Source organism: Leeuwenhoekiella aestuarii, from assembly GCF_004104055.1.
GTDB lineage: Bacteria > Bacteroidota > Bacteroidia > Flavobacteriales > Flavobacteriaceae > Leeuwenhoekiella > Leeuwenhoekiella aestuarii.
The window spans coordinates 96,862-107,384 of record NZ_QOVJ01000009.1 but is presented as its reverse complement, the minus strand read 5'-3'; the positions used below and the strand labels follow the sequence as shown (position 1 = coordinate 107,384).

The following is a 10,523-nucleotide window of genomic DNA, read 5'->3' as shown; positions in this document are numbered from 1 at the left end:
TCCTGTGGGCCTTGGGGACCGTGGGGTGGAGGTTTTGGAAACACCGTATCCAGAACCACTGAAGGTACACTATATATAGACTTGATTGATGCATCTAAAAAAGAATTAGTTTGGCAAGGTCAGGGTACTGGTTATTTAGCTCGTGACGTTGAACGCAAACAAGAACGCATTAGCGAAATTGTAGGCGAGATCATGCAAGAATATCCACCAAAGCAAATGGCTTCTAATTAAGAAGAATAACTAAAAAAGCCCTCAGGTTGAGGGCTTTTTTTTATGCGTAAGACTTAAGTTTATTTCTTGTAAATTCAGACAAAACAAGTTTACCGCTTGTTGTTGCCCTATCTTCTAAAAGTTTTTTCCAACCCTTAGTACCTGACCAAAACATTTTTTTACATTCCGCTAATGCTTCGGGATTATAGGTTGCTAGTTCGTTAGCTAATTTAGCTACAGCTTCATCCAGTTCTTCAGCTGAATTTAAAACTTCAGCATACAATCCTTTTTCTTTTGCCCATTCAGCTGAATAAAATTCCTGTGCATTTATGGTCATTTGAGAAAATGCTGAAACTCCAATTTTGCGAGTTACCGCCGGCCCAATTACAAACGGACCTATACCAATGCTTATCTCACTCAATTTTATTGAGGAATATTGAGAAGCTAGACAATAATCAGCAGCAGCAGCAAGACCTACTCCACCTCCTACAGATTTACCTTGCACGCGCACAACTGTAAGCAACCTGCTCGCACGCATTGCCAAAATCACTTTTGCAAACCCCATAAAAAAACGTTTCCCCTGAGCTTCATTCTCAATAGCAATAAGCTCTTTAAAGCTTGCACCCGCACAAAACGTTCTATCACCTCCACTTTTTATTACCAGTACTTTGAGATCAGTATTAGCATCTGCTCTAAGTATTTGCTGTTCCAAATCGGTTAAAATTGCTGTAGGTAATGCATTGTGTTCTGGCGTGAAAAAAATAAGCGTTCCTACTGCTCCATCGATATGAAGTTTTACAAATGAGTTTGTCATATGATTTTTAATAAATAGAAGTATTATTAAATATTTCTCAAATTTATAGATATAATTACGATAACTATAAACAGATTCTTATTTTTCTAGCTGAAACATAAATGATCTTATGAGCCCTGTTTTAGATAAAAATATAGAAACTAATCCACTTATTGAGCGGTTACCCGCCCATTTAAAGCAGTTTATAAAACCTCAAAATTATGAGGATTATACTGCGATCAATCAAGCAGTATGGCGTTATGTAATGCGTAAGAACGTAAATTATCTGAGTACTGTAGCTCACAACTCCTATTTAGAGGGATTGAAACAAACCGGAATTTCGATAGACCACATCCCAAATATGTACGGAATGAATCGTATTCTGAAGGAAATAGGATGGGCTGCAGTAGCAGTTGATGGCTTTATTCCTCCTGCTGCTTTTATGGAATTTCAGGCGTATAATGTTTTGGTTATCGCTTCAGACATAAGACAGCTCGAGCATTTAGAGTATACTCCCGCTCCAGATATTATTCACGAAGGTGCAGGTCATGCTCCAATTATAGCGAACCCTGAGTATGCCGAATATTTAAGACGTTTTGGAGAAATAGGATGCAAAGCCATTTCATCAGCTAAAGACTATCAGTTATATGAAGCAGTTAGAAAACTATCTATTTTAAAAGAAGCTGAAGATACTCCACAAGAAGAAATTGATGAGATTGAACATCTGGTTGACCACTTACAGAATAATATGGGAACTCCAAGCGAAATGGCACTTATACGCAATTTACATTGGTGGACGGTAGAATATGGCCTCATAGGTACTCCTGATACCCCTAAAATTTATGGAGCAGGATTACTTTCATCAATAGGCGAAAGTGCGTGGTGTATGACCGAAAAAGTAAAGAAAATTCCGTATTCCATTGAAGCAGCACATCAGGAATTTGATATTACTAAGCCTCAACCTCAACTTTATGTAACTCCAGACTTTGCCTATCTCAGTGAAGTTTTAGAAGAATTTGCAAACACGATGGCTTTACGTACCGGCGGTCCCGAAGGCTTACAAAAACTTATAGACAGTAAAAATCTAGGGACCATTGAACTGAGCACCGGCTTGCAGATTTCAGGTGTGTTTTCTGAAATGATTTTATATAAAAACAAAGTATCTTATTTACAAACTACAGGGGGGAGTGCTTTAAGTTTTCACGAAAAAGAACTCGTGGGTCACGGCATTAACATTCACAAAAACGGCTACGGTACAGCTCTTGGTAAGCTCAAAGGCATCAATCTTGCTATTGAAGACATGAGCCCCAAAGACCTTCAAGCTTATAAAATATCAGAAGGGAATATCGTAAGCTTAGAATTTGAAGGCGGAATCAGTGTAAGTGGGAAAATAATTACCGGTACGCGCAATTTAAAAGGGAAAATAATTTTAATCAGCTTTGAGAACTGCACGGTTAAATACAAAGATCGTTTGCTCTTTAAACCAGAATCTGGTATCTATCATTTGGCTGTAGGTAAAAAGATCTCATCAGCATTTGCTGGTCCGGCTGATTTTAAATCTTTCAATTTATTGGAGCATAAAATTTCTTCAACCACGGTTAAAACTTCAACAAATACAAAACGCCAAGAACTAGAATCACTATATCTTGCAGTTAGAAATTACAGGGAAGGCAAAGACACCAAATTCTCTCCGCAGGCTGTTTTTGATATTTTAAATAAAAATCACGAAAACGACTGGTTACTCGCTTTAGAACTTTATGAGTTGGCTAAAGAAGATAACAGAGAAGATTTTCTAAAAGAAATAAACACATATTTAGCAGCGCTAAAAACAAGCAATACTAAAATCAAACATCTTATAGAAGACGGTATCGCACTAGTCTAAAATTTGCTGTAAACTTTGACTGCTTTCTATAGGTGTGGTATTATACTTTAATGTCCATCCCAATGTATTAGTTACTACATAAATATTAGACAATTCAGCTACTAATCTATTTTGAGCATTAGCAGGCAATTCTGAAGCTTCAACTTTTTTTCTAATGCTGCTCATCACTCGTTTTTTTATGGTGTTATAGTCTGAAGCTTCAAACTGATTGAGGTAATCTTGAGACACATCATAATATTCAATATCTGGATTGATGTTTATTTCAGGTTTAGGGATTTTTGTAATGGTAATTGTTTTGGCTTCTGAATCTACTTCTGTTTCTAAAGCTCGTAGATCGTATGAAATTGTGACTTTTGCATTAATCACCACAAGTGCCTTTTTATTAGCCTGAACCAAATTAAAAATCTGTTTAGAGTCTTTATAGGTAAAAACCTGTGCAAAAGAACCTTCTGTCACAACGAGCTTCCCTACATTTTTAATTTCTTTCTCAATGAGCGAAGTAGCTTCTAATAATTGATTGCGCTCTTGATTTTTTTCCTCAAAATATTGATAGGTAAAGTACCCAAGTATGAGAACCAGAATTACAATTAGAACCTTGCGCATAGATAAATTAATTATAGAATCATTTCAATTTATCTATTAAATACGGAAAGAAAAAAGGAAGCCGTTAATCTTAACAGCATATTATATAATATTATTTTGGCGGGCTTTTTCTATCGCTTCAATTTTACTATGCACCTGTAATTTTTTATATATATTTTCTATATGCTTACGCACCGTACTGGGAGCTAAAAATAGATTTTCTGCAATGCGTGTATAACTAAAGCCTTTACTCAACTGCTCTAAAACTTCGGCCTCACGACTAGACAGTGAGATTTCTTCGCGTTCTTTTAAACTGTTTATAGAATCTGGATTACGAAGCAATTTAAGTGTTCTCATAGCGATAGAAGGATTCATCGCCGCACCACCAGATAAAGTCTCTTTTATCCCATTTTCTAAAATATTTGGAGCCGTTTCTTTTAATAAATAGCCATCTGCACCCGCTTTAATGGATCTAAAGATATGCTCATCATTATTAAACACAGTAAGCATTATAATTTTTATCTGCGGAAATCTTTGTTTTACAAGTGCTGTAGCTTCAATACCATCAAGTAACGGCATCTCAATATCCATTAAGATTAAATCTATATTCGAATTTGAATCGAGTTTATTTAAAAGGTCTGCTCCATTTTCAGCAATAAATTTTAAGCTGAATTCATTAAAAAAGGAAAGCTTTTCTGCTAATGCACGGGCTAGAAATAATTTGTCTTCTACAATTGCAATTTTTACCGGCATTACAAAGGCGTTTAAATTAAAAACCGTGAAAGTCCCCTAACTCTTTCCCGGATTTAAAAATGTCAATAAACAGTACTGAGATTGAAAGCACTAAACTAAAAAAGTCTGTTTAGGAATGCAATAGGGCAAATGCCCTATTTATGAATTAAATTTCAAAATTATAACCACTTTCTAAAAGCTCTTGATATTTTTCGGCGTCAAAACGGTACAAAAATGCTCCGCGTTTAGATCCGGATTTATCTTTCTCTTCAAGTTTTACCAGCACTTTAAGCGATAATACTTTTTTTCTAAAGTTACGAGGGTCTAACTCGCGTTGATAGATCGCTTCATAAAGCTGCTGCAATTGTGGTATAGTAAATTTTTCAGGAAGTAGTTCAAAACCTATAGGCTGTTGTCTCGCCTTACGTCTTAGTTTACTTAGAGCATCTGCTACCATCTGGTCGTGGTCTAATGCCAGCTTAGGCAAATCTTTTAAAGTATACCAATAAGCACCATGACTTTCTACCAATTCTTTATCATAATCATCAATACGTATCAACGCGTAATGTGCCACCGAAAGACAGCGATAACCAGGATCACGATCTGCTTTTCCATATGTTTTAGATTGCTCTAAAAAGATTTCATCAAGACCTGTTATCTCTTTAAGAACACGGCGTGCAGCATCATTTACATCTTCATCGAGTTGCACAAAACTACCTATCAGCGACCAGATACCAGAGTCTGGCTCTACGCGTCTTTTAAAAATCAATAGTTTTAAATCTCCTTCATCAAAACCAAAAACAATACAGTCTGTAGCGACGTACAATTTCTCGTTATCAGCATAAAAATCATTATTAGAAGCGTGTGCAACACTTGCAGAACTTGGGGTCATAAAATTACCTTTAAACGTACAAAATACGTTTTTTTGATGAAAAAAAGTAATTCAACTTTTTTTTTAGTTTTACATAGTAATTTTTTCAAGCTTAGATTGAAGCAAAATTTTTGTTCCCTTATTTACTGTTGTTGATATTTTAAAATCTGCGTCAATATCGTTCGCACGCTTTTGCATATTAGAAATCCCATAGCCTGATTTACCCTCATTTATATCAAAGCCTATTCCATCATCAAGAATTACAATTTTATACTTGAAATCTGAAATTTTCATTTTTACACATATAGTTTGTGCCGCCGCATATTTTAATGCATTATTTACCGCTTCCTGAATGATACGATAGACATTAATCCCTTCAAGTGCGCTAAACTCAAAATGTTTTTCTGAATCCTGAAGTTGTATTTCAAACTGAGTTTTAGCATTGCTTTCTCGAGCTTTATCTATTAAAGCCTCTATGCGGTTTTTCAAATCAATCAGGCTTATACTTTCTTTATTCATTGCCCAGACCGTGTCGCGAAGTTCATTTATGGTAACCGAAGTAAATGAGCTGATCGCTACAATACGATCTTTGATTTCCTGACCGGTATCTTTAAGCATATAATTAAGATTATCGAGACTGATTATTATAAATGTAAGCTGTGAACCAATGTTGTCGTGAAGGTCTCTTGAGATACGCAGGCGCTGTTCTTCAAGCCGGTTTTGGGTTTCAATTTTAGCAAGAGCGACTTGTAATTCATTTTCTTTTTGAAGCTGACGGTTTTTTTGCTTTTGACGAGTGTAGATCAAATACCCTAAAAGTCCCAAAATAATTGCCAGCCCCAGACTGCCATAGACATACGTATTCTTACGACGCACTTCAAGATCCTTCTCAGCTAGTTGTGCCCGCTGCTCTAAGATTTGATTTTCTTTCTGTTCGGTTTCAAACTCAATCTCCAGAGCTGCAATTTGCTTAGTGGTCTCTAAACTATTGATACTGTCTTTAAAGACGGCGTATTTTTCAAAATAATACAAAGCAGAATCAGTTTGCTGCATTTGCTTAAATGCTTCAGATAATTGCTGATACGTGTATTGCATTAGAAAACGGTAATCCTCCTTACGCGCGATTGGCAGCGATTTTTCAAAAAACGGTATAGCTACGGCAGGTTTCCCTTCAGCCATATATACTTCTCCGATCTGGGTGAAATTTTCGGCAATTCCTTTACGGTCATTAATTTCTTCCCGTATTGCTTTGGCTTTGTAAAAATAGTCGCGTGCGAGGTCAAAATTGCCCATTTACCCGTAAGCTCCCGCCAGGTTACTATAGCTGTACGGCAAACCTTTGGTATACTTGCGTTCTTCTACAATAGCAAGTCCCTTCTTATAAAAATATAGGGCACTGTCTAGTTGTCCCTGCATTTCTTTAAGCACCCCATAATTATTGTAGGTTCGATCTAAAACCTCTTTATAGTTTCCTTCCTCAGCCATTTTTAGGCCTTTATTCATATAATACTCTGCCCGCTCCATATTATCACGCTTCATCCCGTAGCCCATTTCACCATACAGATTGGCAGCCTGAGGTTTGAGATCATTTTCTTCAAAAATGCGAATGGCTTTCAGATTATAAGCTACCCTTTTTTCACCGTTGGCTTCATAACCATAAGTGGTTGCCAGGTTTTTATAAGATTCGCCGATTCCCTTTTTATAATCAATTTTTTGAGCTGCTTTTAGGTTATTCTCAAAAATGACAAGTAGGGAGTCTGTTTTGAGCGAACTATTCTGAACCAGAATAGCATTTATGGAATCTATCTTTTGTATTTCCTGAGCAGAAAGTGTATAAACACTTAGAAAAAAAGCAAAAGCCAAACAATAGTAGTGTTTCATAAAAATCTGAATTCTTGCGATTTACAGGCTAATATAGAAAAATACTGGAATACGTTTTCACTTTAATTTTTTTAAAAACAAATTTTCTTAAACTACTATTTCGGGCTGAATGATTAAAGCTTCATCAAGATTGTATACTAAAAAATTATAGCGATCCAAATGATTTTTGCGCTTTATAACTTGAACTTGATTAAGCTGAATGTTGTGCTCCAAAAAAGTTAATCTGGATCTTGCCTTTTTATTATCCCGTATTTTCAGAATTTGAAACCAGAGCACGACAAACGCAAGCGTCAAAAAAACACTTCCCCCAATAACCACAAATTCTGTCTCAATCAAAATCATTTTAGCTCTTTTGATTCATAATTAACAAGAAAATAAATTTTGAAATACTAGAAACCAGCTTTTTAACCCTTGAAGTAATATGTTCAATTAAAATTTCTACAACAGCCGCTTTACTATTTGAATCACTACTCAACTTCTGCTTCTACACTTATTAAACTATGAGCCAAAAGCTGCTTATACAAGCAGCTTTTGGCAAAAATTATTTAGAATGGTTAATTATTTTTAGTCAAAAAATTCTTTCATTTCTTCATCTATAAAAGCACTTCCGGCTTTGTAAAGCGCATCGGCCATTTTTGCCCCATCGGTTTCTGCAAATTTTGCGTTTGTGCTTATGGTGCTGTAGGTATTTTTCACCACGTACAGATCCCCGATATTGGTATAGGTTATTGATTTTCCTTTATCGTATGCGCTTGATTTGGTATCATCAATTACCCCAGAAATATAAATGGGCTTCTTTAGGTATCCTTTTGACTGTACTTTCTTTAAACCGGCACCCTGGTAAAATTCTATTGAAGTGGGCATGGTATAAACCTCTTCCTGTCCTTTCAGGCGTAATCCTTTGGTTTTAGGAGCCTGCACCGTATGTGTACCCATCATAAGATTTGTCTTTACCTGTGCATTGGCACCTGTTAAACTTTTAAACCAGTTTGAACCCGCTTCGCTAAAGTTAAGCGCAAGTTTTACTTCAATAACTAGAGCGTCATCAAGGTCTTTTGATAACTGATTAGGACCTGCAACTGCATTGCCTATCATTTTCAAATTATTCATAATCCCTTTTTTGTTGTTTGCCTTTCCTTCAGCCTCTCGTTTGCTAACCATAAAACTAGCTCCGGTAGGTAAGATTTCCAGATAACCGGGGTTGGCACTCTCACGCACATTAGGACCATTCATACGCTCTGCATTTTTATAATAGTCTGTCTTAGCCGCTTCTTCTACAGAAATTAGCGTATAGCCTTTAGCCTTAAGATCAGCTACAAACTCTGCATATAACTTATCTACTTCAGACTGTAATAAATCGGTATCAACACCTTTAAGTCCTAATGCTGCCTGAGCAGTTGCCTCGCCCCGACCTACTCCTCTAAATTCACGTTCTTTTTTATAATCTACATCTTCACGGTACACTTCTACCAGTACCTGAAAGTCTGAGATATATGCCTTCATTGGCATATTATCTTTGGGCTTTTGACCCCAGTGATCCAATTTTGCATTGACCTCACCCAGTGTCTGTGCCTCAGCTGAGGCTCCAAAAGAAAGCAACAACAGCAACAGCGCATAAAAATAATTTGTCTTCATAATTGTTAAGGTTTAAAAGTTTTTACCCTCCAAAAGTCTCTGAAAATCAAGCATCAATCAATAGGGCAATTGCCGTATATTGAGGCAGGCATTTGATTTTAACAAGACACTTTGCTTCACAACATTCAAAATTTTAGCAGCAATTACCAGCTTTTCGATTGTCTATTAAAAAGTAAAGCCAGAAGAAGGGTTGCCCCTGCTTCCGGCTTCGTGTAAAAACCTCAACACTTGAGATTTTTGATTGCTACTTACTTTCTGATCTTAACATTAAACTCTCCATTACTCACCACTACCGTTTTGCTGGTATCGCTGGTAAGGTATCCGGTAAAACTAAAGGTGCCTTTTACGCTTTCGCCTTTGGTATATTCTGCAATTTTAATCTCGCCGTTAGAAGCCGCACCTGTTGAAGTAGAAAATATCTGGGCACTCATAAAGTCAGACTTATCTTTCAGGAAGGTATACGTAGCGATATTACTTACATTAAGATCGTAGGTTCCTACTCCTTCAAAACCTATAATCGTTATTTGAATGTTTTCAGAGTCAATTGAGCCACCCGAGATGGTGATGACTTCTATATCCCCCGACGAATTTTCTTCAGCCAGAGTAGCTTCGGGCATTGAGGTATAGGCTTTACCGTCAACGCTTGCCTTTAGTTCGCCATTGCCGGCTGCACTGTCACCGCCATCGTCGTCTTTGGAGCAAGCTGCAAAAATAAGAAGTAAGCTTAAAACGAAAGTAGAAATGAGTTTTGTAGATGTTTTCATGGTTTTGGTTTTTAATTACAAGACAAATCTCCTGTAAATCAAAACCCAAATCCATAAGGCAATTGCCGTATTTAAAACCGAATGTCAGGTACTTCAGCCTGAAGTGCTTTTATTTTATCATCCAGCTTTTGAAGAAATTTTTGATGTGCGACGGAATCAGGATTGAAAGCTTTGTGTGCCAAACCGCGTTGTATTTCTTCAACCTGATCTATAGTTTTTTTAGCCTGCGGCGAAAGATACACAGCCAGAAAACGCTCCCAGATATAATCAACTGCCAACGGATTAGGGTGAATTAGATCCCGATCGTAAAACCGGTAATCGCGCAACTCATCCATCATAATCTCGTAAGACGGAAAGTATTCAACACGTTTATTTTTTGCTAGTATTGAATGCACAGCGGCGATAAGATGCGCCTTACTACGCTGGTTTTCTACGAAACCGTCTTTAAGATGGCGTACGGGAGAAACAGAAAAAATTACGGAAGCTTTAGAATTAAGATTTTCGACAGCCGATAATACGCGAAGCAACGCTGCTTCAACCTCTGTTATCGAAGTTAGCTCCTTTTGAAATTCTTTTTGTGGAATCTTATGGCAATTGGCTACAACATTTCCCTGCTCTTTATGTCGGTAGCCCCAGGCAGTACCTAGCGTGATCACCAAATGGCTTGCATTTTGAAGCATTGCAAAGGCTTCTTGTATTGCCGTATTCAATTGGTTGACTGCACTTTCGGTAGTGGTTGCTCCCAATTCTGAATGTGCATCCAACGAGACAAACAAACCATTTACTTTCTCAAGATCGCTTTCTGTAAATTGCTTTTGAGTCTCCACTGCTTCAAAAAAACGGGCAATCGCTTCAGGCTGAAACAAAATCCCAAACGGATTAACCAAATTCTGAAACTTAAAATACTCCAGCTTAGCCCCAATATGCTCTACAAAACAGCTACCAACCAACAGCACCTTCGAATCGTAATCCAATTGATTTGCTGAAGGTTTGAGCGGGATTTTGGTTTGGAGATTCACTACTTTTATTGTTATTACTATTGCTATTATTATTATTATTGGAGTTTCGGGTTCTGGGTTTCGCGTTGCAGATTGTTAAGAACTTATTGATTCAAGCTTTATTTAAAATTGCTTGACATTAACGGTTTCGACACCGCTCGACCTGACAACATTG

Annotated in this window: 12 protein-coding genes; 2 read left to right on the top strand and 10 right to left on the bottom strand. The window is 37.0% G+C overall.

From position 1 onward, the window contains the following. A partial coding sequence (locus DSM03_RS16690; protein WP_161568069.1) for a DUF4136 domain-containing protein occupies window positions 1-231 on the top strand: 231 nt, incomplete at its 5' end. Between the two features lie 40 nt (window positions 232-271). Here the strand turns inward: DSM03_RS16690 and DSM03_RS16685 are convergent. Further along, window positions 272-1,024 (bottom strand): enoyl-CoA hydratase/isomerase family protein, encoded by a 753-nt coding sequence (locus DSM03_RS16685; RefSeq protein WP_128762753.1) that lies wholly within the window; start codon window positions 1,022-1,024, stop codon window positions 272-274. Window positions 1,025-1,133: 109 nt separating this feature from the next. Between DSM03_RS16685 and DSM03_RS16680 the strand changes: the two genes are divergently transcribed. Beyond that, window positions 1,134-2,885 (top strand): aromatic amino acid hydroxylase, encoded by a 1,752-nt coding sequence (locus DSM03_RS16680; RefSeq protein ID WP_128762752.1) that lies wholly within the window; start codon window positions 1,134-1,136, stop codon window positions 2,883-2,885. On the opposite strand, the gene DSM03_RS16675 is transcribed toward DSM03_RS16680, so the two are convergent. The 9 genes from DSM03_RS16675 to DSM03_RS16635 form a co-directional block, all read right to left on the bottom strand. Then, window positions 2,877-3,488, bottom strand: coding sequence for a DUF4230 domain-containing protein (locus tag DSM03_RS16675; RefSeq protein ID WP_128762751.1), 612 nt, complete (start codon window positions 3,486-3,488; stop codon window positions 2,877-2,879). The genes DSM03_RS16680 and DSM03_RS16675 overlap by 9 nt on opposite strands. 81 nt (window positions 3,489-3,569) lie before the next feature. After that, window positions 3,570-4,220: a response regulator transcription factor gene (locus DSM03_RS16670; protein WP_128762750.1), complete on the bottom strand. Its 651-nt coding sequence runs from the start codon at window positions 4,218-4,220 to the stop codon at window positions 3,570-3,572. Window positions 4,221-4,365: 145 nt separating this feature from the next. Next, entirely contained in the window at window positions 4,366-5,091 is a 726-nt protein-coding gene (locus DSM03_RS16665) for an NUDIX hydrolase (protein WP_128762749.1), read from the bottom strand. 69 nt (window positions 5,092-5,160) lie between these two features. Then, a complete protein-coding gene (locus tag DSM03_RS16660) occupies window positions 5,161-6,363 on the bottom strand; it encodes an ATP-binding protein (protein ID WP_128763399.1) in 1,203 nt (400 codons plus the stop codon). After that, window positions 6,364-6,951 (bottom strand): tetratricopeptide repeat protein, encoded by a 588-nt coding sequence (locus DSM03_RS16655; RefSeq protein ID WP_128763398.1) that lies wholly within the window; start codon window positions 6,949-6,951, stop codon window positions 6,364-6,366. An 87-nt stretch (window positions 6,952-7,038) separates the two neighbouring features. Continuing rightward, window positions 7,039-7,293 carry a hypothetical protein gene (locus DSM03_RS16650; protein ID WP_128762747.1) on the bottom strand — a complete coding sequence of 85 codons (255 nt, stop codon included), beginning with the start codon at window positions 7,291-7,293 and terminating at the stop codon, window positions 7,039-7,041. Between the two features lie 222 nt (window positions 7,294-7,515). Then, window positions 7,516-8,586 (bottom strand): hypothetical protein, encoded by a 1,071-nt coding sequence (locus tag DSM03_RS16645; protein ID WP_128762746.1) that lies wholly within the window; start codon window positions 8,584-8,586, stop codon window positions 7,516-7,518. A gap of 248 nt (window positions 8,587-8,834) precedes the next feature. Beyond that, window positions 8,835-9,350: a DUF6252 domain-containing protein gene (locus tag DSM03_RS16640; RefSeq protein WP_128762745.1), complete on the bottom strand. Its 516-nt coding sequence runs from the start codon at window positions 9,348-9,350 to the stop codon at window positions 8,835-8,837. 71 nt (window positions 9,351-9,421) lie between these two features. Next, window positions 9,422-10,369: a GSCFA domain-containing protein gene (locus DSM03_RS16635; RefSeq protein WP_128762744.1), complete on the bottom strand. Its 948-nt coding sequence runs from the start codon at window positions 10,367-10,369 to the stop codon at window positions 9,422-9,424. Window positions 10,370-10,523: the final 154 nt, after the last annotated feature.